This window comes from Ignavibacteriales bacterium (assembly GCA_026390815.1).
Classification (GTDB): domain Bacteria; phylum Bacteroidota; class Ignavibacteria; order Ignavibacteriales; family SURF-24; genus JAPLFH01.
The window spans coordinates 33,521-60,513 of sequence record JAPLFH010000007.1 but is presented as its reverse complement, the minus strand read 5'-3'; the positions used below and the strand labels follow the sequence as shown (position 1 = coordinate 60,513).

Sequence of the window (26,993 nt, the reverse complement as noted above, 5' to 3'; positions counted from 1 at the left end):
GGTTATTTTTTCCCTTTAACGAAGTACATATCAAGGTCACCCAATCCTTTTGTGGAAACTTTACCTCTATACTCACAATTAAAAAAATCTTTAATCAACATATAAGTGTAAGCAGAAATATTTATTTCCCCCGGAATTCCAGCGCTTTCCATTCGGCTTGCAATATTAACCGTATCACCCCAAATATCATAAGTGAATTTTTTCTTACCAACAACACCAGCTATTACGTGTCCGGAATGTATACCAGTTCTCATTTCCCATTTAATTGCAGAAGTTTTATTCCTTTCTTTTAACATGCATTGCATTTCCAAACCTGCTGTTATAATTCTAACTGCATGATCTTCTGCTTCTTGCGGTAAACCGGCTCCAACCATATAACTATCACCAATTGTTTTCAATTTTTCCAGGTTGTGGTTTTCAATAATTACATCGAATTCTTTGAAAATATCATTTAATTCTTTTACCAATTTATCAGCTGGAAGTATGTTAGCAATGTAAGTGAATCCTTTGAAATCTGTAAACATAATGCTGATATTTTTAAATTCTCTTGGTTGAACAAAACCATTTTTCTTTAATTCTTCAACTAAACTAACTGGTAAAATATTTTGGAGCAGGTCATCAGACTTATTTTTTTCTAATTCAAGTTCTTTTGTTCTTTCACTAACCATAATACCAAGTTCAATATTTCTTCTTTTAACTTGCTTGGTTTTGTATAAATAAATTCCGTAAACCATAGATACCAGCATAAGGGAGCTAATGGTTCTAAACCAAAAGGTAGACCAAAATGGCGGATTGATGATAAAGGAAACTTGTGCAATATGGTCACTTATTATTCCATCACTGTTGATTGCCTTTACCTTAAAATTATACGTTCCTGGTGGCAAGTATGGATAAGTTATGGATCGCTGATTTGTCTCTTTCCAATTAAGATCAATTCCATCAAGTGCATACAAATATTTTATTTTATCTGGTGAAGCAAAACTTACTGCATTAAACTCAAAATTAATGTAATTCTGATTATACGAAAATGATAAGTTATCATTTATCTTGATTTCAGTATCAAACAACTTAAGATGCTGTAAATAAACTGAAGGTGGTGTAGGATTAGGTTGATTGCCTGGATTAAAAACTGTAACACCTTTTAGCGTTCCAAACCATAAATTACCTTGCTTATCAACAAACATCCCTGCCTGGGTACATTCGGATCCAGCCAACCCTTCTTTAGCTGTATATATAACAGGCTTTAAAACATACTTTTCGTTCCCCAAATCTTCTAAGTCAATTTTATTTATACCATTGCTTGTACCAATGTAAAGGAATGGTCCTTCTTGAATGAGACTATAACAAGAATTACTCGACAAACCAATTTTATAGCTTTTGAATCCTGTTTTGATGAATTTACTTATTCCATCTTGTGTAACACACCAAATATTACCAAAGGAATCTTCTTTAATTTGTGTAACATTATTATCGGCTAATCCATCATTAATTGTATAGTTGAAAAATTTCCCGTTGTAAAGTTTGCTAACACCATTAGTAGTACCAAACCAGACGTCGCCGTTTTTATCCGTATAAATTGAATAAACTATATCACCAATTAATCCACTTCTTTTGTTAAAATTAATAAATTTCTTTTTATCAAAATAACTTGCACCAGATTTAGTCCCAATCCATAAATTTCCTTTTTCATCCTCGGCAATAGTAAAAACATATTTATTTATCAACCCTTCCTTTTCGGAATATGAAGTAAATTTTCCATCCTGCAATTTAACGATGCCTGAATTTAAGGTTCCGAACCAAACAACACCTTGCCTATCTACAAAGATTGAAGAAACATAATCATCCGGAAATCCTTTTGTAGAATTGAAAGCAATTATTTTTTTACCTTCAATTTTTATAGCTCCTCCACCGTAAGTACCAAGCCAGATACTACCGTCTCTGTCCTGATTTATTGCATAAACTTGTTCATTTGGAAGTCCATCTTTTAGAGTATAGGAATAAAATCTTTCGGCTGGAATTTTATTAACTCCATTATTCGTTGCCAGCCAAACATCCCCGCGTAAATCAACCTGAATAGCATAAACAATATTTCCAGTTAATCCGTTTTGAATTGTATAAATAGAAAATTTATCATTTTCATATTTAACCAACCCACCTCCATATGTACCAATCCAAATAATTTTATTTTGATCTTCCTTTATTGTAAGGATTGGATCATTAGGTAATCCATTTTTAGAATCAAAATTAATAAAACGCTTGCCATCAAATTTGGAAATTCCCCGGTATGTACCAAACCATATATTGTTTTGCGAATCTTCACAAATGCTTATCACATCGTCGCTAATAAGACCATCTTTAGTTGTGTAAGATTTATATTCTTTACCATCATATTTGGTAACTCCACCACCCGCACTTGAATAACAAAACCAAATATTTCCTTTACTATCATTATAAATTCTTCTAACAGTATCCCTGGCAATCCCATCCTTTTTTGTAATATAATAAAATTTGGAATTTTTAAGTTTCGTTATGCCTCCACCATCAGTACCAAATAAAATTGAATTATCAGTATCCTGGAAAATTGAAAGAACAGTATTGTTTGTTAAGCCATTTGTTTCATCAAATATTCTAAAATTCTTTCCATCAAATTTTACTACTCCTTTATTTTCAGTTCCGATCCAAATATTACCTTCCTTATCCTGGGTTAAACATCGAATCTCATTTTGCGAGAGACCATTGGAAGAATTATAATTGGTAAATTTTAATCCATCAAATTTGGAAAGTCCGCCTTCGGTACCAAACCATAAATATCCTTCTCTATCCTGCAGGATTGTATAAACACATGATTGAACTAATCCATCTTCTACGGTGTAATTTTTAAAGGCAAGCTGTTGTGAAAAGATTACTTTAATTGATATTATGAAAAACAGAAACGTACATTTATGTAGAATAAATTTTTTCATAAAAGAAATATTTTATTATTTCATTTTTGGGGAAATCCTGTAACAACTAATTTATCTTCTCGTCTTTTTTTACATTCATAAAACCAAACTGTTGTGGTGCTGGCTGATTTTCAATTTTTATTTCACCAAATCTTGCTTCAAATTTTTCTATGTTATCTGTTAACGCTCTTAGAAGCATTTTTGCATGCTGTGGTGTAGTTATAATTCGTGCATGTACTTTGGCTTTTGGTACACCTGGTACAACGCGAGTAAAATCAATAATAAATTCCGCAGGTGAATGTGTAATGATGGCAAGATTAGAGTAAATACCTTCGGCTTCCTTTTCACCAAGCTCAATATTTATTTGTTGATTTTGTTGCTGAGAATTTGAATTCATGATTTTTCCTTTGTTTAAATTATAATAAAAAAGCCCAACAATTGTTTGGAAAACAATTCTTGGGCTTAACTTACAATAAAAAATTTTATTTACGAAATTGATCTGCCTTACTAAAAGCATCCTGAGATTCTTTATTCATTCCCAAAACTGCATAAACTTTGGCAATAGTTTCCCAGGAAATTGCATCATCAGGTTTTATTTCCAATGCTTTCTGCAATAAAGGCAATGCTTGTTTATACTTATTCTTGCGTTCTGGATCCTCTACACCAGCGACATCGGCTTTTTCGCGTAGTGCAGTTCCCCATCTAACATAAGTTACTGCAAGGTTATAATAAGCGCTATGGTATTTCGGGTCTATATCAATTGCTTTCTGAAATTGTTCTGCTGCCATTTCAAACTTATTAGCCTGCAATAATAATGTACCAAAATTATATCTGTAATATTGATTGGTTGGATCTTTTTCTACACCAGCTTTAAATACATCCATCGCAACTTCAGCTTTGTTGGCAGAAACGTATGCATTTGATAAGAAGAATAAAATGTCTGAATCTTCCGGAAAGTGTTTCCTTCCTTCTTCTAAAACAACAATTGCTTTATTATAATTAGCTACAGCCGCCAAACTATCTTCGGCTTTTTTTGATTGCTTGTAAATACCCTGGTCTGTAAGACCTTTCTGGATATATAATTGTCCTAAAATTCTATAAGAATCCGGTGTTTTCTTTAGTTTAATTAATTTTTCTAATGGTTGAACCGCTTCATCAGCTTTACCTGTTTGAAGCAATGCAAAGGATAAATTCTTGTAAGTATCAGCAGAATCTGGCTCGATCATTATTGCATCATTAAAAGAACTAATAGCCTTATCCATATAACCTTTAACACTATCTTCCTGGGTAGCTTTGGCGGATTTATTAAAAAATGCTACGCCTCGGTTAAACGAATTTGCCCAATAAGCTTTTTTGGAATCAACAATATTCTTTTCAAATTTTTTACTGATGGCTAATGATTTATCAAATGCATCCATCATGTCTTTATAATTACCTTGTTCACCATGAAGATAACCTAAGAAATAAAAACCTTCGTCGCTTTTAGGATTTTTTTCGACCTCTTTTTTCAATGCTTCAATGGCTTTAGCGTAATTCTTTTGTTGAATGTATAATTTTGCGCTTGTTAATTCAGTAGATGAACATTGAAATGCGCTTAAACTTAACATCAACAAAGCAGATAATATGGAAAAAATTATGGTGCGCTTCATTTAAACTCCTAAATAATATAAGTTTTTCTTTTAAATTGATGTGAAAAATTACCAATTTAGGTATGGATAGTCAAGGAGTATTTGGTATTAATTTATTCCATTGAAGATGATAATTGAAAATTTTAGTTACCAGGTCACCTTACGCAAAATTGTCATTCTGAACGGAGTGAAGAATCTCGACACCTCGATTTCAAACTGTTTTGAGATATTTCGCTTCGCTCAATATGACAATTAAAATTCTTTGAGTAAGGTCCCTTACCAGATAAATACCAGAACTTAACAAAATAATTGCAGTTATAGATATCCAACCCTATTACTTTTATTTCTTTGTAAAGAACTAAAATTGATTTTACAGATTTAAAAGAATATTTTTTGAATAAAAATAGGAACCACTGTGGAAATAGAACAAATTATTAAGGAAGTACCCAAGGTTTTACTTCACGATCACCTTGATGGTGGTTTACGACCACAAACTATTATTGAACTTGCAGCAGATATTGGATACAAAAAATTGCCCACTAAAGATGCCGGAGAATTAGCAATCTGGTTTCATCGTGGAGCAAATAAAGGAAACCTGGTAGAATTTCTTCAAGGATTTGAACACACCTGTGCAGTTATGAATAACAGAGAATCGCTTGAAAGAGTGGCTTATGAAATGATGGAAGACATGAAAAATGATGGAGTATGTTATGTAGAAACAAGATTTTCCCCAATCTTTCATACTTCGAAAGATTTTCATGAAGATGATGTTGTTAATGCAGTGCTTGAAGGACTTGAAAGAGGTAAAAGAGATTTTGGTGTTGGTTACGGTTTAATTCTTTGTGGTATGAGAAATAAAATTAATAATCTGGATATTGCAGAATTAGCTGTAAACTATCGCCGAAAAGGTGTTGTTGGATTTGATCTTGCCGGAGAAGAAGGCGGTTACCCACCCAAAAAACACCTTGAGGCTTTTCAATTTATTCAGCGGGCTAATTTTAATATCACCGTTCACGCTGGCGAAGCATTTGGCAAAGAATCTATCTGGCAAGCTTTGCAATGGTGCGGTGCTCATCGAATTGGACATGCAACCAGGCTGACTGAAGATATTACTTTTGATAAAGATGGTAATGTTGTTGGACTTGGAGACCTTGCCCAATACATTCTTGATAAAAGAATTCCACTGGAAATTTGTCTGCTTAGTAATGTTCATACTGGTGCTATAGATAAAATTGAAAACCATCCGTTCGGAATTTTCTATAAAGAAAAATTTAGGGTAACGATTAATACTGATGACCGATTAATGAGCGATACTACTTTAACAAAAGAATTTCTTGTAGCAATAAAGTATTTCAATATTTCTCTTGATGACATTGAAAAGATAACCATCAATGCAATGAAATCTGCTTTTAATCCCCATAAAGACAGGTTAGATTACATTTACAAGATAATAAAACCGGGTTATCAAAAAATGAGAGAGAAATTACTTTCACTTAAAGTTTAATATGGAGATTTATGAAATCGTTTAGAAATTACACGTACGAGTTTGATAAAAATGAAAAAAAGGTTCTAACAAGTTTTTCCAAGCAAGTTCTAAAACAAGTTGAAGGGAATAATAAATTTTTTGCAGAAGTAAAAGTATTTAATTCTATAGTTTCAAAGCTGGCAGAAGATGTTGAGAGTATTAAATTTACAAAGGATGAATATTTCAAGCTGGCAAATCAATTAAAAGAAAATCTTAAATTTCTAAAACCAAAAGCAGAAAAAGGATTTTTCATAAAGCGCTGGCTTTATCGTTCTGTTTATCTTCAATATAAAAATTTAATTGAAAATCATTTTAGTGATTAATCATGGAAACAAAAGAAAGAATAATCAGATCGCCAATAGGGAACAAAATTTCTTGTAAAGGCTGGATTCAGGAAGCAGCGATGCGGATGCTAATGAATAACCTCGATCCAGATGTTGCTGAAAATCCAGAAGAACTTATTGTGTACGGTGGTAAAGGAAAAGCCGCCAGAAACTGGGATTGCTATTATGCAATTGTAGAATCATTAAAGAATCTTGAAAATGATGAAACACTTTTAGTGCAATCCGGTAAACCGGTTGCAATTTTTAAAACCCATTCTAATGCTCCACGCGTAATAATTTCCAATTCAATGTTAGTTCCTAAGTGGGCTACCTGGGATGAGTTCAGGCGATTGGAAGGTTTGGGTTTAACAATGTATGGTCAAATGACTGCTGGCAGTTGGATATATATCGGTACACAAGGAATTCTTCAAGGTACTTACGAAACATTTGCAGAATGTGCTCGAAAAAATTTCGGCACCAATTTGAGCGGAAAATTTCTTCTTACGTCCGGACTTGGTGGAATGGGTGGTGCACAACCACTTGCCGCAACAATGAATGGCGCTGCTTTTCTTGGGATCGATGCTGATAAAAGCAGGATTCAAAAAAGATTAGATACTGGCTACATCGATGTCCTATCTGAAAATTTGGATGAAGCTTTAACTCTTGTTCTTAACGCTAAAAAAAATCATTCAGCTCTTTCAGTTGGATTAGTTGGAAATGCCGGAGAAATTCTTCCGGAAATTTTGAAGAGGAATATTATTCCAGATGTTCTTACTGATCAAACCTCTGCACACGATACTTTAAATGGTTACATTCCAATGGGGATGAGTTTCGATAAGGCAATTGAATTAAGAAAATCTGATCCATCAAAATCTATTGAACTTGCAAGGAATACAATCGTTGCTCATTTAAAAGCGATGTTAGAATTCAAGAAACGAGGTTCAATAACTTTTGATTACGGTAACAACATTCGCGGAGAAGCTAAAGATAATGGAGTAGAAAATGCGTTTGATATACCGGGCTTCGTTCCGGAATATATTCGTCCGCTTTTCTGCGATGGAAAAGGTCCGTTCCGCTGGGTTGCTCTTTCAGGCGATCCGCAGGATATATTTGAAACTGATAAAGCAATTGTTGAATCCTTCCCTGAAAATAAATTGCTTATTAATTGGATTGAAAAGGCTCAACAGAAAGTTCACTTCCAGGGATTACCAGCACGCATTTGCTGGCTTGGATATGGTGAACGTGCAAAGATGGGAAAAATATTCAATCGCCTTGTGGCTGATGGAAAAGTAAAAGCACCAATTGTTATTGGAAGGGATCACCTGGACTGTGGCTCAGTTGCTTCTCCAAACCGGGAAACTGAAAAGATGCTGGATGGCAGCGACGCAATTGCCGATTGGCCAATCTTGAATGCTTTATTAAATTCGATCGGTGGAGCAAGTTGGGTTTCTGTACATCACGGTGGTGGAGTTGGAATTGGTAACTCTATCCACGCGGGAATGGTTGTGGTTGCTGATGGTACAAAAGAAGCTGAGGAACGATTAGAGCGGGTTTTAACTTACGATCCGGGAATGGGAATAGTCCGCCATGCAGACGCGGGATATGAACAGGCGATTGGCAATGCAAAGAAGTTTAAAATAAAAATGCCAATGCTAAAATAGCTTAAGAAATAATTGGAACTACAATGATTAAAACAAATTTCAAATTAAGAAAAATGAATGATGAAGTTTGCAATCCTTCGAAATTCAAAATTCCTTGTTCATTATTCAACACAAAAAAAAATAATTAAAATGAATTTTTAATATTTAACCTGGAGGGAAACATGAAAGTTTTAGTCGCTGATAAATTTCCTGAAATTTATGTAAACCAAATTAAAGATCTTGGTCTTGAAGTTATCTACCAACCAAAACTTGGTGAAAATGATTTGCCGGAAGCAGCAAAGGAAGTTGATATTCTTGTTGTTCGGTCAACCAATGTAATTGCGGAAACAATTAATAAAAGCGAAACATTGAATTTGATCGTACGGGCGGGTGCCGGTGTAAACAACATAGATATTGCTGCAGCTAATCAAAAAGGGGTTTATGTTGCAAATTGCCCAGGGAAAAATTCTATTGCAGTTGCAGAACTGGCAATTGGATTTATGATTGCTCTTGATAGAAGAATAGCAAACAATGTTATGGATTTTAAAAAAGGTGTTTGGAACAAAGCTGAATATTCTAAGGCAGAAGGTTTATTTGGTAAAACACTTGCGCTAATTGGAGTTGGAAACATTGGGAAAGAAGTAGCAAAAAGAGCAATTGCTTTGGGAATGAATGTTTATGGAAAAGATATTTCAAGGATAGAAGGAGTTCCGGTAAAAGATTTTAGCGAAATGGACAAACTTCTTCCATTGACTGATATAATTTCAATTCACTTACCTCTTAATAAAGAAACAAAAAATTTGTTTAACAAAGAAATTTTTGACTACCTAAAACCTGGTGCAATTTTAATTAACACTTCGCGTGCAGAAATAATTGATGAAGAAGCTCTTATTGAAGCTGTAAAAACTAAAAAGCTGCGGGTTGGATTGGATGTGTTTAAAGATGAACCTGAAGGTAAAGATGGAACGGTTAAATCTCCACTGCAGGAACTTGAGAACGTTTATGTGACGCATCATATTGGCGCATCTACAGAGCAGGCACAGAATGCTGTTGCCGAAGAAACTGTAAACATTATCCGCGACTTTTTAGGAAGCGGAGTAATTGCACATTGGGTAAACCGCGCAAAGAAAATTGAAGCGCATTACCAGCTTGTTGTTAAGCATTATGATAGACCCGGTGTTCTTGCTGCAGTTTTTGATATTCTGAAAGACGGAAATATTAATATTGAAGAAGTTGAAAACGTAATTTTTGATGGCGGTATTGCTGCAAGTTGTACAATGAAGTTGAACCAGGCAGCAACACCAAATATGCTGGAAGCAATCCGCAAGAATGATAATGTGCTAAATATTTCACACATAGAGATATAATAAAAAAACAATGAGACGACATATTTTTGGTGAGTCGTTTCATTATTAGGTTATTGCGGATTATTTCTTGTCAGAATTGCTAAACTTTATTTTTATAAAATTAGTGAGCTGAATTTTTTCTCCACCATTATAACACTTTCATCAGCAAGTAAAGTTTTCTCCGTCAGTGTTTGTACATTGACTGATGAAAAAAAAATGTAATGTTTAGCTCTATTTTAAATCGTTCTTTTGCTGTTATTGTTTGGGAAGTACAATAAACGGAGTCGGTCAGTTTAATAATCTTAAACTGTCTGTAATCTTGGAATGAATTCCCCGTGATCAATATTTCGATCCTTATAAATTATTTCGGATTCAAAATAAATCATTTATCATTTACTGTCAACAATCTATTTGTAATAAATCAATAATCTTCATTTTACATTCTACATTTTTCATTCTTCATTAATCTCATACTAACTTTAAATCAATCAGTTCATCAACTATACCGTGGTAAAAAGGCAGGCGGATTAGTTCGGAGAGACTGTCAATTTCGTTCTCTGTCATTTCAAAATAAACTGAGTTGAAATTTTCTTTGATAAAATTTACTGTGGGTAATTCCAATTGCAGCTTTTCAATTATCGCATCAACATTATCATCAACCCATTTGTCAATATTGCTTATGGATTTATTAAAGGCTTCAATCATTCTTTCTTCTCTTGATACGATTATAAAATTCACATAAGGAAGGAAAATCATAGTTGAAAGCTCGTCTGCAAAACTTAATCCGCGAAGAAATTTTCCCTGACTAAAATTTACGTTACCAGAAATTAAACAATTTTTTTGATCGTCTGGCTTCCCTGTTTCAAGATGAACATTAATGTCTGAAGAATATCTTTCGGCAAATAAAATCTTGCTTAAAATAATTTCATTGGCGGATACTTCTCCGCTTAAAAATAGATCAGTAAAACTATTCTGTCCGGGTACAAAGTAAAGGTAAGAACTCGATAATTGTCCATCAAATGAAATGGCAATTTTCTTTGAGATAAATAATTCCGGGTGCTTAACTAAATCGCAGGAAGGTACAAGTGCCAGATCAGCATTACCTTTTTCCAACTCTCTCGAAATAAGAGACACATCTTGAAAAGAAATGTTACGCCTGAATTCTTCCGGTAAAGCGAAAGAAAGAATTTTAGAAAAAATATTTTGGGGAAATACTATTCGCATTGATATCAAATTCCAAACATCAATCCCGCAGTGCGGGACTAAATATCAAACAAATCCTAATCATAAAATTCAAAATCCAAACAAAAACAGTATTTGATATTGGAGATTTGGATTAATTTGGTCTTGGCAATTTATTGCCTGTTTAATTTCAGGTAACTAAAATAATCAAAAGCCGCTTTAGTAAGCGGCTTAAACAACCAGTTGTTATTATTTTGTCTTGCTTTTAATTCTTGCAGCTTTGCCAGATAAATTTCTAAGATAATACAACTTAGCTCTTCTAACATCGCCTTGTTTAAGAAGTTCTATTTTGGCAATTTTAGGTGAGTACAAAGGAAAAATTCTTTCTACACCAACACCGCTCGAAATTTTTCTTACAGTAAAAGTTTTAGAAATGCCAGTACCTTTTATACTTATAACATCACCTTCAAAAGGCTGGATTCTTTCTTTATCACCTTCAATAACTCTAACGTGAACACGAATGTGATCACCCGAATTAAATGCGGGTAAATCTGTTTTTATTTGATCTACTACAAACTCTTTAAGATTATCCATAACTACTCCGAACTATTTAATTTTTTCCATTTATCAGTTAAAACTTTTGATTGTTCTTTTTTCCAATCTTCAATCTTTTTTGTATCGCCGGATAAAAGAACTTCCGGCACTTTCATACCTTTATAATCTGCTGGTCTCGTATAATATGGCGGTTCAACAACATCGCCATCCTGAAAAGAATCATTCAAGGCTGATTCGCTGTCATTTAATACACCAGGAATTAAACGAACAATTGAATCAATAATTACCAGTGCTGGAATTTCCCCACCTGTTAAAACATAATTACCAATCGATATTTCGTCGGTAGCAAATTTTTCTCTTACTCTATCATCAATTCCTTTGTAGTGCCCGGCAATGATGATGATGTTATTTGAAATTGAAAATTTATTTGCTAATTGCTGATTAAAAATTTTCCCTTTAGGGCAGCAAAAAATTATATGTTGATATTCTCTTTCACTAACTAACTTTTCAATACATTCAAAGAACGGTGCGGGTTTAAGAAGCATTCCTGCTCCACCTGCAAACGGTTTATCATCTATCGTCTTATGCTTATCGTGTGTATAATCTCTTAAACTATGAACAACAATTTCTACTTTTTTTTTATCCTGGGCTCTTTTAAGTATGCTGGTATTTAAAGGGCTAACCAACATATCCGGCACCGCAGAAATAATATCAATCCTCATCATCGTAAATCTTTCCGCCAGGTTTCAGAATCAAAATTTTATTTATCGTATCAACACTTTCTACGTAATCTTTAATAGCTGGTATTAGAATCTCTTCGTTCAATTCATTCATTATAACATAAACATCATTAGCAGGAAAACTTAAAACTTCTTTAAGTATTCCAAACATTTCACCGTTTCTATAAACTTTACAACCAATTAAATCGTGCACAAAGAAGGTGTCTTTTTTCAGTGAAACATGGTTCGCAGAATCAATGAAAATCTTTTTACCAATTAAAAACTCAACTTCTTTATCGCTGTTAAAGTTTTTAAATTTTACAGCAAAATTATTTTTAAGATGTTTTATTTCCTCTACAAAGAACTCTTTCTTACCGCCAAAAATTTCTATAAATACTTTTTCGACTTCTAAGAAACGTTCCGGGAAATCTGAATAAGAAATAACGGATACGAAACCATCTTTACTAAAAACAGATTTTATTTCTGCAAAAAGAAAAAACTCACCCACAATCTGATTAGTTAGTCTAAGATTTCAAGGATCGCTCTCTTGTGATCTTTGGCTGCAACAGCAGTTAATAAGGTTCTCATAGCTTGAGCCGTCTTACCTTGTCTGCCGATCACTTTACCAACATCCTCGGGGCTTACTCTTAAAGAATAGATGAATTTTTTGTCTTCACCACTTTTTTCCTCAATAGTAACGGCATCGGGGTTATCCACAAGATGCTTAGCGATAAATTCGATGAACTCCTTCATAAATTAACCCTCTTTCTTTAGAGCGATAAGCACTTTGTTAACTGTGCATTGAAAATCCTGGAGCGTTTTTATGCTTCTGAATTCTCAGATGGATTTTCTTCGGAAGCAGTGCTTTTTACTTCCGCTGCAATTTCCTTTACTTGCTCTTTTTATCTTCAACTTTAACAGCAGGTTTTTTATTTTTTATAGAGGAAGCAATCTTGGCTTCGTTAAGCTTGGACCATTCACCCATTTTCTGGATTACTTGTTCCTCAGATAATCCTCTTTTCATCAATTCTCTTTTAAGAAGAATACCTTTTTTAGTGAATAAATTTTTCACTGTGTCCGTAGGTTGCGCACCAACACCTAACCAATAAAGTGCTCTATCTTCTTTTATTTCAACAGTAGCGGGATTGGTTAATGGATTATATAAACCAATTGCTTCTAAAAATTTTCCATCTCTTGGCGAGCGAGCATCTGCAGCAACCACTTTATAAATCGGCTGCTTCTTTTTACCCATTCTTCTTAATCTTAACTTAACTGACAAATTGTTTTTTCCTCCAAGTTATTTTTTCAATTGAATCTTAAATTTTTATTTATGAAAGGATTCTTTCTTCCTTTTGAATTTAACATTTTCATCATTTTTTGCATTTCTTCAAATTGTTTTATCAACCGATTTACATCCTGAATACTGTTACCACTTCCTCGTGCAATTCTTTTTCTTCGGCTTCCGTTCAGTACTTTTGGCTTTACTCGTTCTTCTCTGGTCATCGATTGAATTATGGCTTCAACTCTTACTAGTTGTTTATCATCAATATCGGCATCTTTTAACTGGGTTCCAATACCTGGAATCATTCCAAGCAACGATTTTAAAGAACCCATTTTTTTGATAAGTTTAATTTGTTTAAGAAAATCTTCAAAGTCAAATTGATTTTCTTTTAATTTCTCTTGTAGTTCTTCAGCCTCTTTGTCATTAAACTGTTCTTGAGCTTTTTCAACAAGTGAAACGATATCCCCTTTTCCAAGAATTCTTGAAGCCATTCTTTCGGGATAAAACACTTCGAGAGTATCAAGCTTTTCACCAAGGCTAACAAATTTAATTGGCTTATCAACTACAGCGCGTATTGAAAGAGCGCAACCACCACGAGTATCACCATCAAGTTTTGTAAGAACAATACCATCAAAATTTACTTTTTCATGAAACGCTTTGGCAGAGTTTACTGCATCCTGTCCAGTCATTGAATCAACAACAAACAAAGTTTCTGTCGGATTCATAGTTTGCTTAATAGCGGCAACTTCATTCATCATTTCTTCATCAACATGAAGCCTGCCAGCAGTATCTATGATTATTGTATCGAGTCCATTTTCCTTTGCAAATTTTACCGAATCGTTTGCTATTTTAACAGCATTTCTCTCATCAGTAAAATAACATGTAACACTTATCTGGTTTGCAAGCTGCTTTAACTGCTCAATTGCAGCCGGACGATAAATATCTGCTGCAACTAAAAGAACTTTTCTCGATTTAGATTTAAGTGAACGAGCCAGTTTTGCACTGAATGTGGTTTTTCCAGATCCCTGCAATCCTACAACCATAATAATAGTTGGACCAGAAGCATTAATCATTAATTCAGAATGATTACTGCCCATCAGCACAGTTAACTCATCATAAATAATTTTAGTAATTAACTGTCCTGGAGAAATAGAAGTTAACACTTCAGTACCAAGAGCTTTTACAGTTACATCATCAATAAACTTCTTAGCAACTTTATAATTAACATCAGCATCTAAAAGAACACGTCTAATTTCACGTAAAGTTTCAGAAATATTGCTTTCAGTAAGTTTTCCCTGTCCGCGAACTTTCTTTAACGCCGTCTCAAGTTTATGAGTTAAATCTTCAAACATATATTACGCAAAAATTGGCTTCAAATTTAGCGAAAAATGTCTTTCAATACAAATAATTTAACTTTATTCACCTTTAAGTGCGTTGGCGCCGCTAACAATTTCCAGAAGTTCTTTTGTAATAGCTGCCTGCCTTTCTTTGTTATATTTAAGTTGAAGACCTTTGATAAGCTCTTTAGCATTTTCTGTAGCCATATCCATAGCCGTCATTTTTGCGCCGAGTTCAGCCGCATAAGATTCCTGCAGGATTCGCCACATTTGCGAATTAAGATGCTTGGGGAGAAGATTAGTTATAATGGAAAGTCTGTCCGGTTCATAAATAAAATCTACTGGTTGTTGAGCCGGAATCTTTGGTTTTTCTATTTCAAGAATGGGTAATAATTGTTCAACCACAACCCTTTGCTGAATTACTGATTTGAACTCATTGTACACAATAACAATTTTATCAATTTCATTATTTAAATATTTTGTGGACAATTCCTTTATTAAATTAGAGGCTGAGGAAAAATTTAATTTGGAAAAGATGCCTGAGTATTTCCCCGTGATATTATAATTTCGTCTCGAGAAATAATCTAATCCTTTTTTACCAACACACCATAGGTGAAGATTACCGCTATCATAATAGTTTTTGTATTCACCTTGAATAAGATTTGCAGCTTCGCGGATAATACTCATATTGAAACTACCACAAAGTCCTCTATCCGAGGTAACGACTACAAATGCAACGTTATTTATTTCTCTTGGCATTAGCAACGGATTTGAAAAATTGTTTTCTTCCTGAACAAGAAGATCATTAAGAACTTGTGCGATTTTTCTTGAATATGGTCTGGAATTTATAATATTTTCCTGGGCTCTGCGTAAACGGGCAGCGGCAACCATCTTCATCGCTTTAGTGATTTGCTGCGTGCTTTTTACGCTTCTAATTCTTCCTTTTATGTCCCGTAATGTTGCCATAATTTCTCAAATACCAGGTAACAAATTTCAAATTATAAAAAAATTATATACTCTTTTTGAATTTCGTTAAAAACTCTTCTACACCAGATTTTATTTTCTTAACTGTTTCATCACTTAATTGTTTTTCCACTCGTATAGTTTCAAAAATATCAGAATATTTTAAATCGAAATATTCTATTACTTCTTTTTCAAATCTTTTTATATCTACAACCGGAATAGTTTCCAGGTAATCATTAATACCCATGAATACACTCAAGACCTGTTTTTCAACAGGTACTGGTTTATACAAATCCTGTTTTAATAACTCAACAAGTCTTGCACCTTGGGATAATGTTCTTTGGGTTGATTTATCAAGATCGGAACCGAACTTAGCAAATGCTTCAAGCTCTCTATATTGAGCTAAGTTAGTTCTTAATGTGCTGCAAACTTTCTTCATCGCTTTTATTTGTGCGTTACCACCAACCCGGGAAACACTTATACCAATGTTAATGGCAGGTCTGATTCCAGCATTAAAAAGATTTGGCTCAAGATAAATCTGACCATCAGTAATTGAGATAACGTTTGTTGGAATGTAAGCGGAAACGTCACCCTGCTGAGTTTCAATTATGGGTAAGGCAGTTAAACTACCACCACCTAACTCATCACTTAATTTAGAAGCTCTCTCCAGCAGCCTTGAATGAAGATAAAACACATCACCAGGATAAGCTTCTCGTCCAGGAGGTCTACGCAATAAGAGAGAAAGTTCTCGATAAGCAGCAGCTTGTTTTGAAAGATCATCATAAATAACAAGTGCATCTCTTCCAGTATCTCTAAAATATTCTCCTAATGTGGCACCAGAATATGGGGCAATATATTGAAGAGGAGCTGGTTCAGAAGCCGATGCTACAATAACAGTTGTGTAAGCCATTGCATCATGTTCTGCAAGCTTGGCAACTACCTGAGCAACTGTGGAATTTTTTTGTCCTATTGCAACATAGATACAATAAACTGGTTTAACGCCAACTTTTTTTGCTTCTTCTGAATGTGTATACTTTTGACTTATAATTGCATCAACAGCAACTGCAGTTTTACCGGTTTGTCTATCGCCAATTATAAGTTCGCGTTGACCTCTGCCAATCGGGATCATTGCATCAATTGCAGTAATTCCAGTTTGAAGCGGCTGCTTTACTGGCTGACGTGCAATTACACCAAGAGCTTTTCTTTCAATCGGGAGATATTTATCGTGAGCAATTGTCCCCTTTCCATCAACTGGAATTCCAAGAGGATTTATTACTCTACCTAACATTTGTTCCCCAACAGGAAATGAAGCAACACGTTTTGTTCTTTTAACTGTGTCTCCTTCCTTAACCAATTCGCTTTCACCAAATAGAACGCAACCAACATTATCTTCTTCAAGGTTAAGAACCATTCCAAAAACATTATTCGGAAATTCAACAAGCTCACTTGCCATAACTTGAGATAAACCATAAACGCGTGCAATACCATCACCCACCTGCAGCACGGTTCCAACATCATAAATGTCAACTTCGTTTTCAAATCCGGCTAATTGTTTCCGTAATATTGCTGATACTTCATCAGGTCTAACTTCAGCCATATTTATTTCCTTTTATAATTTTCTTTTCAATTATGCTATTCCTGTTGATGCAGGAAGCAATTATTTTTTTATGATTCTCACTTGTCTATTGAAAGCAGCTTCTCGTGAGAATGACCGTTTAATCTAATTCATTGAAACATTCCCTTGCAGGAATTTTTCTTTAAGCAAATCAAGTTGATGCCTGAGAGAAGCATCCATAATTGTATCATCCATCTTAACAATAAATCCACCAATCAGTTTAGGATTAATTGCGAATGAAAGCCGTACTGTTTTTTTTGTGTAGTCTTCCAATTTTTTTTGAAGATTCATTTTTTGATCATCAAGCAATTCGGTTGAGCTAATAATTTTGGCATTAAGAATACCAAATTTTTTATCCCGAAGAACTAAAAATTGTTTTATGATCTTAAATAATAAGATTTCCCTGTCCTTATGAATCACAAATTCCAGAAACTCAAAAGTATCAGAATTAACTTTACTTTTAAATATTTCTGCAAGGACAGATAATTTCGTTTCTGGTTTGATGATTGGATTGATTAACATTAACTGCAATTCTTTAGAAGCTGAAAAAGTTTTACTAATCAAATCAATATCTTCAGAAACTTTCTCAAGAAAATTCTTTTCCGTTGCCAGATTCATCAATGCGTGTGCATACCGGTTTGATATATTCAGATCACTCATAATTAGTTCTTCGGCAATTCATTGATAAATTTATTAACGATCTTAGCTTGTTTTTCTTTATCCAAATTTTCGTTCAAAATTTTCTCTGCTGCTTCAATAGCAATAAGAGCAACCTGGTTTTTCAAAGTTTCAAATGATTCATCTGTTTTTCTTTTTATTTCCGCTCCGGCATCTTCCATCATCTTTTTAACTTTTACTTCGGTTTCTGCAGTCTTCTGATTGATTAATTTTTCCGCCATGTCCCTTGCTTGAGCAAGAACTTTTTGTGCATTTTCCTCTGCCCTGGCAAGATTTGCTTTATTCTCCAAAAGCAATTTTTCTGCTTCATCTCTTGCCCTCTCAGATTTTTCAAGTGAATCTTTTATATACTTTTCTCTTTCATCAAGTGCGCCAAGGATTGGTTTCCAGGCAAACTTTTTTAGGATGAGCAATAAAAGAACAAAGGTAATTACAGTCCAAATAATTAATCCTGGATTTACATCCAGCAGACCGCCTTTCTTCTCACCTTCGGATAGCAAAGCAATCAAAGCTAAATTTAAATTAGCAAACATTTCTAATTCCTTTTCAATTTTACTTCAAAGTAAACGAGAATTTGATACTGTCGACTTACTTCAATGCTAATAAAATACAAATAACCAATGCGAAAAGTGAAATACCTTCGATAAGAGCAGCAGCAATAATCATTGAAGTTCTGATATCACCGGCAGCTTCCGGTTGACGACCGCTTGCTTCCATTGCTGAACTTGCAAGTTTACCAATTCCAAAAGCACCACCGATAACTGTTAAAGCTGCACCAAATCCTGCTGCTAAATATGCGAATTCCATTTATTCCTCCGAATGAATTTATAAAATAATTTAATGATCCTGGTGAACTGCCATTCCTATAAACAAGGATGACAGCATTGTAAAAATATATGCCTGTAATAGTGCAACCAAAATTTCTAAAAGATAAATGAACAAAGCGAATGCAACCGAAACAGGGGCAACAACAATTGTTTTCAAAATAAATATTAAACCAATCAACGCAAGAATTACAATATGTCCCGCTGTCATGTTGGCAAAAAGACGAATAGCCAATGCGAATGGTTTTGTGAATAAGCCAAGCAGCTCTACTACAAACATAACAGGTAATAGGAATATTGGAACACCGTGCGGTATCAATCCTTTAAAATAACCAATCGGTCCATTCTTAATCATTCCACCAGCCTGAATTACAATGAAAGAAATGATAGCTAAGGTTGCGGTTACTGAAATGTTACTGGTAGCAGTTGCACCGTATGGAATCAATCCTAAAAAATTGCAGGTTAGAATAAAGAAAAACGCAGTAAGCAAAAATGGAAGAAATTTTTCAAACCCTTTTCCAATAGTTGGACGAGCAATTTCATCACGCACAAAAACAACTAACAGTTCTACAAGATTAGAAACTCCTTTTGGAACGCGACTTTTCCTGTATGCTTTTGTTACTAAAACAAAAGTAGTGATTAATATAATGCAAGCGAGCCACATAAAAACAACATGCTTGGTAATAGAAAGATCCAAACCGAAAACATGAATTTCTGGAAGAGGAATGGAAATAAAAGGTAAATCGAGAGTTTTACTATCCAAAATATGGTGAAGAATCCAACCGCTGTCTGATTTTTCGTGAGCTTTGGAAAGAGTATCTGCAACTGCTTTTATTGTATCTGCCTGAACATTACCGAACATAATTTAACTTTTTCTTTTCTGCAATTTTTAATCTGAAGTAATTAATTTCCAGAATTAGATTTATAAAATAGATAATGACCAGCGTAAATATAAAGCCAAGTTTGTCAATGTTCAAGAATTTTAGGGAAATAAATATTAACAACAGCATTAATAATAACCGGGTTACCATTCCCCCCATTGTATAAATAAGGAATTTATTGTTGGACTTATTAAAACCAATGTGGAATGCATAAATTGCTGCCAAACTGTTCATTAAATTGATGATGCCACTCGGAAAAGAAGAATAAAGAGATTGGAAAGGTAAGACTCCAATAAAGAAGAATAGAAAAAGCAATCCGTAAATTACAATGTAAACTAAAGCCAATTGCTTAAGAACTTTTTTCACTTTTCTTCTTTTTGTTTAAATCTAAAACTGCTTTAATTACGCTATAAATTCCGGCAAATCCGCCAGCGAACGAAAAAATAATAGTAAGTGCTGGACTAATCCCAAATTTCCCGTCTAACCACCAGCCTAAAAAAAACATTAAAATGATAGAAGCTGCTAACTGAAAACCAAGTCCTAAATATGGACCCACGTCTTTGTAAACCTGAAAAAACTTATTATTTTCGTCTTCACTACTCATTTTTTTCATCTCATCGGAACTTCTAAATAATAAATTCCAATAAACAAATCTCAAATAATTACCAATTTCTAAATCCCAATTTTTAAAAACAATTAGGTTAGGAAGAGGGTTGATTAGAAAATATTCGTAATGTAATTCAGGTTTTTAGTAATTATACTTCAGTTTCATTTGTCATTGAGCATTTACCATCAAACCTTGCTCCGGGTTCAACTACCAAAATCTTGGCTATCATATCACCTTTTAAAACTGCTTTTGCCTCAAGAACAAGTTTCTCATTAGCAGAAACTGTCCCGATTATTTTACCACTAAGAGTAATATTCTCTGCCTTAATTTCGCCAGTTACTTCGGAAGTTTCTCCCAAAGTTAAATTACCCTGTACTAAAACATCGCCGCGAATGATGCCATCAATCCTAACATTGCCATCACTCTTAAGCTTCCCTTCAATATTTACCCCTTTACTTATTATGCTTACGTCTTCCAAGTAATCTCCATTTGATTTTTTTTGTATCATTGCCATAAAAAAACTCCATTAATTAATTAAAACTGTAGTTGGATCGATTGTTTGTCCATCTTGCCAAATTTCAAAGTGAAGATGCGGACCGGTAGTATTGAAACCAGTATTACCGCTTAATGCAATCGTTTCACCTTGAACTACGTGATCTCTAACTTTCTTGTTCAATTCTGCACAGTGCTTATATACAGTTGTATAATTGTTCTCATGTTGGATTATTATCATATAACCATCAGCAGAAGTATAATCCGCAAAAATTATGTATCCACCCGCGGCAGCAAGAACAGGCGTTCCGGTTTTAACTGCAAAGTCAATCCCAAAGTGACCTTTTTCTTCCTCAAACTTTTGGCTTACAAATCCGTTAGGAATCGGTCTCATAAAAAATGTTCGTTGGATGATAGAATCTTTTTGCACAGGAAAGAAAAGCCTTTGGATGATAAATAAAATATTTCCACCGTATGGACTTACTTTATTGTCAATCTTTTTTTTCACTTGTTTAATAGAGTCAATCATTTGGGAATCACCCATTGTAATAGCAATTCTAAGTTTTTTATTAAGTGATGAAAGACTCTCTAACTCCCTTGTAAGGAAATAAACCTGCTTGCTCAACGATTGAATTTCTCCACTTTTACTTTTGTATAATCCGCTCGTATCAAAAGGGAGTAAATATTTTGCAGGGGTAAAACTAAAAAGTAAATAGAAAAATACTCCAAGCACAATTGTATATCCAATTATATACAATAACAGGATTACTCCGGATAATTTATGACTCTTGGTTTGTATTCCATGAAAATTTGGAATGATAAGAAAAGAGTAATCCTTAATATTTTTTATTTTAGATATGTCCATAGTAACTTGATTCAAAGTTAAAGAAGGAGAAAGGAAAAATCAATTTATTGTTTAGAAAAATAATTATGTGTAGAATTTTCGCAATATACTTTCAAACTTAACTGCACCTTCCCTAATTAGTTTTGGATTGTCACGTGTTAAATCAATTAAGGTGGAAGCTGAAAAGATAGATTTATTTTTAGAATAAAATATCGCATCCAATTCTTCACCAAATTCGTTTAGAATAATTTTTTCATCGTTTACTGGATGTTTTCCACTTTTATTAACGCTTGTGGAGATTAAAGGTGAATTGATTCTTGATAAAAGGACCGAACAAAATTTATGATTCGGAATTCTGAACGCCGCTGTAGGTACTTTTAACTTCTTTGAAGTTTCTCCATTCAATTCCAGAATAATGGAAACTGGCGCAGGCCAAATTCTGTTAAGGAAATCATGCAGCAAATCAGTCTTTATTTGAACATAATTTTTAAGTTCATCCAAATCGCTTACCAGGAATATGAACTTCTGATTTTCAATTCTTCCTTTAATCTCATTAATTTTTTTTATTGTTCTTTCATCAAACGGATTACCACCTAAACCATATATTGTATCAGTTGGGTAAACAAAAACTCCGCCTGCATCGTAAATCTGAATTGCCAATTGAATCGCTGAGTTGAAATTGTCTTCGATTAAAACCAGTTTATTTATTTCTTTCATCCAAGATATTCATTATTTGTTTTTTAATTTTTTCTATTTCCAGCTTATGCGCACAATCGAAAGTTTTGATTGGACAAGATTTATATCCGTGAATTCCACAAGGTTTACATTTTAACTCATTATAACTTATTGTACAGCTATTTTTAGTATAAGGATAAAATCCAAACCCGGCAATTGTTGAGCAGTAAATTGTAATTGCCGGAATATTTGCTGCCATTGCAAAATGAGTTGGTGCACTATCATTTGTAATAAGTAGTTCGCAACTTCTTAAAAGCTGCACTGTGCCTGGAACAGAAAATTTTCCTGCAGATGAAATAACACCGCCATCAAATTTGGTAGCAATATTCTCACACAAGCTGGAATCTGACTGGCTACCGATTAAGACAACTGTAAAATTATTATCCTTCAAGAATTTTATTAATTCAGAAAAATATTCTGCTGGATATTTTTTCGTTTCCCAAACAGCGCCGGGAGCCACAGCAACAAGGTTTTTATCCTTAAAATCTAATAGAAAAGTTTCCACATTTTTTTTGATAACTTCATTAACAGAAATGATTGGAAGTATTTTCCATTTTTCATTAGAAGAATCAAAACCGATTAAATCCAAATCTCTTTTTACTTCGTGATGATTCAGATTGTAAGGAGTTAAATTTTTGTAAACATATCGAAATGAAGAATTTGTAAATCCATATGTTTCCCGAACATTGGATAACATAACAATCAATGCTGAACGGAATGACCGATGTAGAGAATAAATTCTGGTATAATGTTTATTCCGGATTATCTTTACAAACTTTAATAACTGAAAAAAAGATTTCTGCTTTCCCCGTTTATCATAAACAATAACAGAATTTACAAATGGACTTGCTAAAAATATTTCTTCAGTAACCGGATTACAAATAACATCTAACTGGCAATCGGGAAATGTTTCCTTTAGCTTTTGCAGCATTGGAAGTGTTAAAACAGCATCACCTATAAATGCCGTTTGAATTACTAAAATTCTTTCCTTGTTTAATACTTCCATATTTTGTGCATCCAGAACCATTGGTCGGGATATTTACGAATCGTACTTTCAAGGATTGAAAAATATTTTTGGTTGATCTCAAGAATTTTTTCTTCATCAGTGCCGGTTAGCATTTTGGGATCAATGAACTCAGTAAAAACTTTGTATTTAAAATTCTCCAGTCTAGGATTTATTGAAACAACTATCGGAGACCCAGTTTTAACAGCAAGAAATGCCGCCCCCGGATATACGGAAGTACTTTTACCAAAAAAATTAACTCTAATACCTTCCCGCGGACCGCGTTGATCCCCGACAATACCTAAAATATTTTTATTTAATAATTCCTTGTAAACATTTTTAATTGAAACGCCAAGTGGAGTAACTTTATTCCCAAAACTTTCACGCATCATATTTAACCATTTGGTAACAAAAGGGTTTCTCTGATTTTTAGCAACGACATAAACTGGAAGGTCAAGTTGCGCACCGATAGCAGTTGCACAAAGCTCCCAATTACCAAAATGCGCCGTCATAATTAGCATTCCTTTTCCTTTATTATAAACCTCACGCACAAAATCAATTTGTGGGCAATCCATTTGGGATTTCAATTTTTCTCTGGATATATATGGCAAACAAAATATCTCACTTAGTGTTATTGAAAAACTAATATAAGATCTGAAAGCAAGTTTGTTAATTTCCTTTTCAGAATATTCCGGGAAGGCAGTTTTCAAATTAGAAATAACTGTAGATTTTCTAATTGGAATAAAATAAAAAATAATAAATGCAATTATTTTAGCTGAACGTCTTGCTCGTTCAAATCCAATCAAGTTGAAAAATCGGACAAATGAAATAAAGAGAATATATTCTATTCTATTTTGTATATACACTTATATCCGCCCTAATTCGTTTGAATTCTGCGGAGCCAATTATCATCGCGCAGTTCTCCTCTCTTAGTTGAGTGAAGAAGTTCGTAATTAGAAAAACCTGTAACATCACCAAATACAAACATTACACCACCTTCAATCTGGTTATACTGCCATATTTCGTAAGGTTTTTTGTCTATGTCGTTGGGGTATCTATCAATCTCATCCGGTTCACCATAAAGAATAAAAACTCTACCCCTATCAGTTTTATTCCCGCGTTTGTTTATAGTCCCATATCTTTCCTCACATACTTTTACCCTGTTCATATAATCATTATAAAACTCATTTTCTGCTGTTGAAGGATCCTGATCTCTTCTCTTCCAGTACTGATATAAAAATTCGCGTTTACTTTTTGTGGAATCAAGTTTGGCATATTGTTCAAGTTCTATTGGCGAGGCTAAATACTTTCCTTTCTCAAATAATTGATCACATTCTTCATCGCTAAACACATTAAACTGGCTGCTTAGAATATCGCTATTTATATTTGCAACTTTTACCGTGTCCTTTACAGAAGGATTATAAATGAAAAATCTTTTAGTAGAAGATATTCCATAATTAGAAGAACTATCAATTATTGAAAGTGCTAAAGTGTAAGTATCCGTTGGATATTTTGTAAGATTTAAGGTACCAACTTCCACGCGCGAATTAGCATTAAGGACGATGGCTTTATATTTCTCACTTACTTTCTGTCCACGGCTATTATAAAGAGCAGTTCTTAATTTTAGGGGCTTGGGTAAGGAATCAACTTTTAAATTGTAAATTTCAGAATAATAAAACAATACAGGCATACCTGCACCAAATACCATTGTTGGATTAGGATAAACCTCAAGAGTATTTTTATAAAAAATTGATTTAGATTCAGCACCTTCCTGTTTGATATTAGAACAAAGTTGAATGTCGCTGATTGAAATTTTATTATCAACGAAAGGTTCGATTTTTATTAATTCCGTAAGTGTTTTTCTTTTTGTGCTATCCTGGGCATCAAAACCTGATAATGTACATTTGTAAATACCTTTTGGAACCGCAAATCCAACTACTCCAATCAAGCTTTTATTTGTATGCAGTTCGGTAGTATCATTTAAAGGATTTTCAATTTTCCAATTTTTCCTTAATAAATATTTTTTTGAAATTGTATCCTGAATTTCGATAAATAAAACAGCCTGAAGGAATAAACCTGTGCTTGTTTTTGATAAAGTGAGGTTCTGCTGGTTGAATGAATAATATAATTCCAAAAAGTTTGATGTGGAATCATAAGCAAAACGTGCGTAATCGAAATCAAAATCAAAAGATTTTTGTCCAAATGATTTGAAAGACAAAAACAACAGAATAAGTAAAAATAATTTCTTCATTTCAAGCCTGTATCAATTTTAAAATTTCCAAGTTGAAATTACTACATTATAAATAAAAAGTCGATAGATTTAATATTATACTATTAAATTTAGGTGGTAAAATGTTTAGCGGAATTAATTGTGCATTTATTACAAACAATAAACTATTTTGGTTTGATATATATTCTGGAAATTTCTAGTAAGTTTGGATAGCGTGAATAGCTTAGTTAAATAAAACTATTCTGTGTTTATTTTACGTTGCCAGTTATCATCTCTCAATTCACCTCTTTTTGTTGAGTGTACAAGAGTATAATCACCAAAACCCTGCATTTCGGCAAAAACAAAAATTACACCACCTTCCAGTTCATAATAATTCCAAGTTTCATATGGCTTGGTATCGGCTTGCGAAGGATTTCTAACAATCTCACCAGGTTCACCATATTTTATAAAAACTCTGCCCCGGTCAGTTTTCCAACCTTTCTTTTGAAAAGTTGAATAGCGTTGGTTAGCCATATCAATTCTATTCAAATATTCTGATTGAAAATTTTTACCATCTTGTGTAAATAATTTGTTTTTATCCTGCCAAAATTTGGATAGGAATTGCTGCTTTGAAGATGCCAAATTTAATCTTCCCCATTCTTCAAGTTCAGAGTTAGTAGCTATATATCTGCTAAAATCAAAGTACCTCTCGAGTTCATCAATTTCCATATAGGAAAACTCAGTTGAAAGTAATTTAGAATATTCGGAGGATAGATGAGTTGTATCTTTTACTCCAGGATTATATATATACAACTTTTTATCTGAAAAAAAAGAAGTATTAGAAACTGTGTCCAACAATTCCACTGTTAGCTTGTAAACTCCAGAAGGATATTTAAGTATATTGATGGCACCAACATCAACAATGAAAGGATTTGCGGTAGAAATAAATTTTGATTTATTATAAATATTTTTTTCAGAATAATTAAACAATGTGTAATTAACTTTAAGAAAATTACTTTTTAAATCCTTCGGAATATTATAAAATTCACTATAGAAATAAAGTACAGGTAATTTTTCTCCATATACCAAAAGTGGGTTAGGTATAACTTCAAAATTATTTTTATTAAAGAAGGAATTGGTTTTGCTAACTAACTTGGTAATTGTGCTTGCTAATTGGATATCGCTAATTGAAAATTTTTGCGTTTCGATAGGTTCAATTTTTACATCAAATGATAGAGAATCAATCGCCGCAATGTTATTTCCATCTTTAGCTTTGATAGAACAATTGTAAGTATTAAAACTTAGTTGAAAACTTAAAATACCATTTAATTCTTGGTTATCTGCCACAGAATTTGAATCTACATCATTTGAAATCTGCCAGGATTTATTAACTATAATTTTACCGGAATCCTTTTCTTTCAATAAGACATTTATTATTCCGTTTACTACCAATTTACCATTGGCTTTTATTGGTTTAAGTTCATTTTGATGGAATCCATAATAAATCTCTAAATAACCGGTAGAATCATCAAAGCGAAATCTTGCATAATCAACATCTATTGTAAACTTGCTTTGAGCAAAAATATTAAATGAGATAAACAGAATTAATACAAACTTTTTCATATCATTTTACATAAAAAGAAAGGCTGGATTTCCAGCCTTT

At 33.4% G+C, this 26,993-nt stretch carries 27 protein-coding genes and 1 pseudogene; 4 read left to right on the top strand and 24 right to left on the bottom strand.

All coding sequences use genetic code 11. The features are described from left to right. Positions 1 to 2: 2 nt before the first annotated feature. The 3 genes from NTX22_02705 to NTX22_02695 form a co-directional block, all read right to left on the bottom strand. Positions 3 to 2,963 (bottom strand): triple tyrosine motif-containing protein, encoded by a 2,961-nt coding sequence (locus NTX22_02705; protein ID MCX6149417.1) that lies wholly within the window; start codon positions 2,961 to 2,963, stop codon positions 3 to 5. A 46-nt stretch (positions 2,964 to 3,009) separates the two neighbouring features. Continuing rightward, positions 3,010 to 3,339 (bottom strand): DUF3467 domain-containing protein, encoded by a 330-nt coding sequence (locus NTX22_02700; protein ID MCX6149416.1) that lies wholly within the window; start codon positions 3,337 to 3,339, stop codon positions 3,010 to 3,012. Positions 3,340 to 3,424: 85 nt separating this feature from the next. Further along, positions 3,425 to 4,591 (bottom strand): tetratricopeptide repeat protein, encoded by a 1,167-nt coding sequence (locus tag NTX22_02695; protein ID MCX6149415.1) that lies wholly within the window; start codon positions 4,589 to 4,591, stop codon positions 3,425 to 3,427. A 394-nt stretch (positions 4,592 to 4,985) separates the two neighbouring features. Between NTX22_02695 and NTX22_02690 the strand changes: the two genes are divergently transcribed. The 4 genes from NTX22_02690 to NTX22_02675 all read left to right on the top strand — a co-directional run bounded on the left by NTX22_02690 (position 4,986) and on the right by NTX22_02675 (position 9,425). After that, a complete protein-coding gene (locus NTX22_02690; protein ID MCX6149414.1) occupies positions 4,986 to 6,074 on the top strand; it encodes an adenosine deaminase in 1,089 nt (362 codons plus the stop codon). An 11-nt stretch (positions 6,075 to 6,085) separates the two neighbouring features. Further along, positions 6,086 to 6,418: a hypothetical protein gene (locus NTX22_02685; GenBank protein ID MCX6149413.1), complete on the top strand. Its 333-nt coding sequence runs from the start codon at positions 6,086 to 6,088 to the stop codon at positions 6,416 to 6,418. A gap of 2 nt (positions 6,419 to 6,420) precedes the next feature. Next, positions 6,421 to 8,079 (top strand): urocanate hydratase, encoded by a 1,659-nt coding sequence (gene hutU, locus NTX22_02680; GenBank protein MCX6149412.1) that lies wholly within the window; start codon positions 6,421 to 6,423, stop codon positions 8,077 to 8,079. A 161-nt stretch (positions 8,080 to 8,240) separates the two neighbouring features. Continuing rightward, a complete protein-coding gene (locus tag NTX22_02675) occupies positions 8,241 to 9,425 on the top strand; it encodes an NAD(P)-binding domain-containing protein (GenBank protein MCX6149411.1) in 1,185 nt (394 codons plus the stop codon). A 447-nt stretch (positions 9,426 to 9,872) separates the two neighbouring features. Here the strand turns inward: NTX22_02675 and NTX22_02670 are convergent, their stop codons facing one another. From NTX22_02670 to NTX22_02570, 21 genes and pseudogenes are all read right to left on the bottom strand, one after another. Then, positions 9,873 to 10,628, bottom strand: coding sequence for a hypothetical protein (locus tag NTX22_02670; GenBank protein ID MCX6149410.1), 756 nt, complete (start codon positions 10,626 to 10,628; stop codon positions 9,873 to 9,875). 207 nt (positions 10,629 to 10,835) lie between these two features. Continuing rightward, positions 10,836 to 11,180 carry a 50S ribosomal protein L19 gene (gene rplS / locus NTX22_02665; GenBank protein ID MCX6149409.1) on the bottom strand — a complete coding sequence of 115 codons (345 nt, stop codon included), beginning with the start codon at positions 11,178 to 11,180 and terminating at the stop codon, positions 10,836 to 10,838. Positions 11,181 to 11,182: 2 nt separating this feature from the next. After that, positions 11,183 to 11,866 (bottom strand): tRNA (guanosine(37)-N1)-methyltransferase TrmD, encoded by a 684-nt coding sequence (gene trmD / locus NTX22_02660; GenBank protein ID MCX6149408.1) that lies wholly within the window; start codon positions 11,864 to 11,866, stop codon positions 11,183 to 11,185. Next, complete coding sequence (gene rimM, locus NTX22_02655) at positions 11,853 to 12,368, bottom strand: ribosome maturation factor RimM (protein ID MCX6149407.1); 516 nt, start codon at positions 12,366 to 12,368, stop codon at positions 11,853 to 11,855. The genes trmD and rimM overlap by 14 nt, the downstream gene beginning before the upstream one ends. Positions 12,369 to 12,379: 11 nt before the next feature. Continuing rightward, entirely contained in the window at positions 12,380 to 12,613 is a 234-nt protein-coding gene (locus tag NTX22_02650; protein MCX6149406.1) for a KH domain-containing protein, read from the bottom strand. A gap of 286 nt (positions 12,614 to 12,899) precedes the next feature. Continuing rightward, positions 12,900 to 13,139: pseudogene (rpsP, locus tag NTX22_02645) on the bottom strand (30S ribosomal protein S16). A gap of 26 nt (positions 13,140 to 13,165) precedes the next feature. Next, complete coding sequence (gene ffh / locus NTX22_02640; protein ID MCX6149405.1) at positions 13,166 to 14,494, bottom strand: signal recognition particle protein; 1,329 nt, start codon at positions 14,492 to 14,494, stop codon at positions 13,166 to 13,168. A gap of 63 nt (positions 14,495 to 14,557) precedes the next feature. After that, the gene (gene atpG, locus NTX22_02635) at positions 14,558 to 15,445 is read right to left on the bottom strand and encodes an ATP synthase F1 subunit gamma (protein ID MCX6149404.1); all 888 of its coding nucleotides are present in this window, start codon (positions 15,443 to 15,445) and stop codon (positions 14,558 to 14,560) included. 43 nt (positions 15,446 to 15,488) lie between these two features. Next, positions 15,489 to 17,039, bottom strand: a complete 1,551-nt coding sequence (atpA, locus tag NTX22_02630; protein ID MCX6149403.1) for a F0F1 ATP synthase subunit alpha — start codon at positions 17,037 to 17,039, stop codon at positions 15,489 to 15,491. Between the two features lie 123 nt (positions 17,040 to 17,162). Further along, complete coding sequence (gene atpH, locus NTX22_02625; protein MCX6149402.1) at positions 17,163 to 17,717, bottom strand: ATP synthase F1 subunit delta; 555 nt, start codon at positions 17,715 to 17,717, stop codon at positions 17,163 to 17,165. A gap of 2 nt (positions 17,718 to 17,719) precedes the next feature. After that, positions 17,720 to 18,268 (bottom strand): F0F1 ATP synthase subunit B, encoded by a 549-nt coding sequence (gene atpF, locus NTX22_02620; protein ID MCX6149401.1) that lies wholly within the window; start codon positions 18,266 to 18,268, stop codon positions 17,720 to 17,722. Positions 18,269 to 18,323: 55 nt separating this feature from the next. Beyond that, on the bottom strand, positions 18,324 to 18,542 hold the full coding sequence (gene atpE / locus NTX22_02615; GenBank protein ID MCX6149400.1) for an ATP synthase F0 subunit C: 219 nt from the start codon (positions 18,540 to 18,542) through the stop codon (positions 18,324 to 18,326). A gap of 30 nt (positions 18,543 to 18,572) precedes the next feature. Continuing rightward, on the bottom strand, positions 18,573 to 19,421 hold the full coding sequence (atpB, locus tag NTX22_02610; protein MCX6149399.1) for a F0F1 ATP synthase subunit A: 849 nt from the start codon (positions 19,419 to 19,421) through the stop codon (positions 18,573 to 18,575). A gap of 368 nt (positions 19,422 to 19,789) precedes the next feature. Next, a complete protein-coding gene (locus NTX22_02605) occupies positions 19,790 to 20,053 on the bottom strand; it encodes an AtpZ/AtpI family protein (GenBank protein ID MCX6149398.1) in 264 nt (87 codons plus the stop codon). A gap of 142 nt (positions 20,054 to 20,195) precedes the next feature. Continuing rightward, positions 20,196 to 20,561: a polymer-forming cytoskeletal protein gene (locus NTX22_02600; protein MCX6149397.1), complete on the bottom strand. Its 366-nt coding sequence runs from the start codon at positions 20,559 to 20,561 to the stop codon at positions 20,196 to 20,198. Between the two features lie 12 nt (positions 20,562 to 20,573). Beyond that, the gene (locus NTX22_02595) at positions 20,574 to 21,404 is read right to left on the bottom strand and encodes a M23 family metallopeptidase (GenBank protein MCX6149396.1); all 831 of its coding nucleotides are present in this window, start codon (positions 21,402 to 21,404) and stop codon (positions 20,574 to 20,576) included. Between the two features lie 63 nt (positions 21,405 to 21,467). Further along, positions 21,468 to 22,100, bottom strand: a complete 633-nt coding sequence (locus NTX22_02590) for an L-threonylcarbamoyladenylate synthase (protein ID MCX6149395.1) — start codon at positions 22,098 to 22,100, stop codon at positions 21,468 to 21,470. Beyond that, positions 22,084 to 23,124: a glycosyltransferase family 9 protein gene (locus tag NTX22_02585; GenBank protein MCX6149394.1), complete on the bottom strand. Its 1,041-nt coding sequence runs from the start codon at positions 23,122 to 23,124 to the stop codon at positions 22,084 to 22,086. Before NTX22_02585 ends, NTX22_02590 begins: the two co-directional genes overlap by 17 nt. Continuing rightward, positions 23,112 to 23,987: a lysophospholipid acyltransferase family protein gene (locus NTX22_02580; protein MCX6149393.1), complete on the bottom strand. Its 876-nt coding sequence runs from the start codon at positions 23,985 to 23,987 to the stop codon at positions 23,112 to 23,114. The genes NTX22_02585 and NTX22_02580 overlap by 13 nt, the downstream gene beginning before the upstream one ends. Before the next feature lie 11 nt (positions 23,988 to 23,998). Further along, the gene (locus NTX22_02575; GenBank protein MCX6149392.1) at positions 23,999 to 25,372 is read right to left on the bottom strand and encodes a GWxTD domain-containing protein; all 1,374 of its coding nucleotides are present in this window, start codon (positions 25,370 to 25,372) and stop codon (positions 23,999 to 24,001) included. A gap of 216 nt (positions 25,373 to 25,588) precedes the next feature. Further along, the gene (locus NTX22_02570; GenBank protein ID MCX6149391.1) at positions 25,589 to 26,953 is read right to left on the bottom strand and encodes a GWxTD domain-containing protein; all 1,365 of its coding nucleotides are present in this window, start codon (positions 26,951 to 26,953) and stop codon (positions 25,589 to 25,591) included. Positions 26,954 to 26,993: the final 40 nt, after the last annotated feature.

Coding starts and splice junctions, on each gene's coding strand:
- trmD (MCX6149408.1), bottom strand. CDS start 11,866: ATGATGAGGATTGATATTATTTCTGCGGTGCCGGATATGTTGGTTAGC.
- NTX22_02600 (MCX6149397.1), bottom strand. CDS start 20,561: ATGGCAATGATACAAAAAAAATCAAATGGAGATTACTTGGAAGACGTA.
- NTX22_02685 (MCX6149413.1), top strand. CDS start 6,086: ATGAAATCGTTTAGAAATTACACGTACGAGTTTGATAAAAATGAAAAA.
- NTX22_02650 (MCX6149406.1), bottom strand. CDS start 12,613: ATGAAGGAGTTCATCGAATTTATCGCTAAGCATCTTGTGGATAACCCC.
- NTX22_02705 (MCX6149417.1), bottom strand. CDS start 2,963: ATGAAAAAATTTATTCTACATAAATGTACGTTTCTGTTTTTCATAATA.
- ffh (MCX6149405.1), bottom strand. CDS start 14,494: ATGTTTGAAGATTTAACTCATAAACTTGAGACGGCGTTAAAGAAAGTT.
- atpH (MCX6149402.1), bottom strand. CDS start 17,717: ATGAGTGATCTGAATATATCAAACCGGTATGCACACGCATTGATGAAT.
- rplS (MCX6149409.1), bottom strand. CDS start 11,180: ATGGATAATCTTAAAGAGTTTGTAGTAGATCAAATAAAAACAGATTTA.
- NTX22_02575 (MCX6149392.1), bottom strand. CDS start 25,372: ATGAAGAAATTATTTTTACTTATTCTGTTGTTTTTGTCTTTCAAATCA.
- NTX22_02590 (MCX6149395.1), bottom strand. CDS start 22,100: ATGAAAGAAATAAATAAACTGGTTTTAATCGAAGACAATTTCAACTCA.
- atpE (MCX6149400.1), bottom strand. CDS start 18,542: ATGGAATTCGCATATTTAGCAGCAGGATTTGGTGCAGCTTTAACAGTT.
- NTX22_02585 (MCX6149394.1), bottom strand. CDS start 23,124: ATGGAAGTATTAAACAAGGAAAGAATTTTAGTAATTCAAACGGCATTT.
- NTX22_02695 (MCX6149415.1), bottom strand. CDS start 4,591: ATGAAGCGCACCATAATTTTTTCCATATTATCTGCTTTGTTGATGTTA.
- NTX22_02675 (MCX6149411.1), top strand. CDS start 8,241: ATGAAAGTTTTAGTCGCTGATAAATTTCCTGAAATTTATGTAAACCAA.
- atpA (MCX6149403.1), bottom strand. CDS start 17,039: ATGGCTGAAGTTAGACCTGATGAAGTATCAGCAATATTACGGAAACAA.
- atpF (MCX6149401.1), bottom strand. CDS start 18,268: ATGTTTGCTAATTTAAATTTAGCTTTGATTGCTTTGCTATCCGAAGGT.
- hutU (MCX6149412.1), top strand. CDS start 6,421: ATGGAAACAAAAGAAAGAATAATCAGATCGCCAATAGGGAACAAAATT.
- NTX22_02570 (MCX6149391.1), bottom strand. CDS start 26,953: ATGAAAAAGTTTGTATTAATTCTGTTTATCTCATTTAATATTTTTGCT.
- NTX22_02700 (MCX6149416.1), bottom strand. CDS start 3,339: ATGAATTCAAATTCTCAGCAACAAAATCAACAAATAAATATTGAGCTT.
- atpG (MCX6149404.1), bottom strand. CDS start 15,445: ATGGCAACATTACGGGACATAAAAGGAAGAATTAGAAGCGTAAAAAGC.
- NTX22_02670 (MCX6149410.1), bottom strand. CDS start 10,628: ATGCGAATAGTATTTCCCCAAAATATTTTTTCTAAAATTCTTTCTTTC.
- NTX22_02605 (MCX6149398.1), bottom strand. CDS start 20,053: ATGAAAAAAATGAGTAGTGAAGACGAAAATAATAAGTTTTTTCAGGTT.
- NTX22_02595 (MCX6149396.1), bottom strand. CDS start 21,404: ATGGACATATCTAAAATAAAAAATATTAAGGATTACTCTTTTCTTATC.
- atpB (MCX6149399.1), bottom strand. CDS start 19,421: ATGTTCGGTAATGTTCAGGCAGATACAATAAAAGCAGTTGCAGATACT.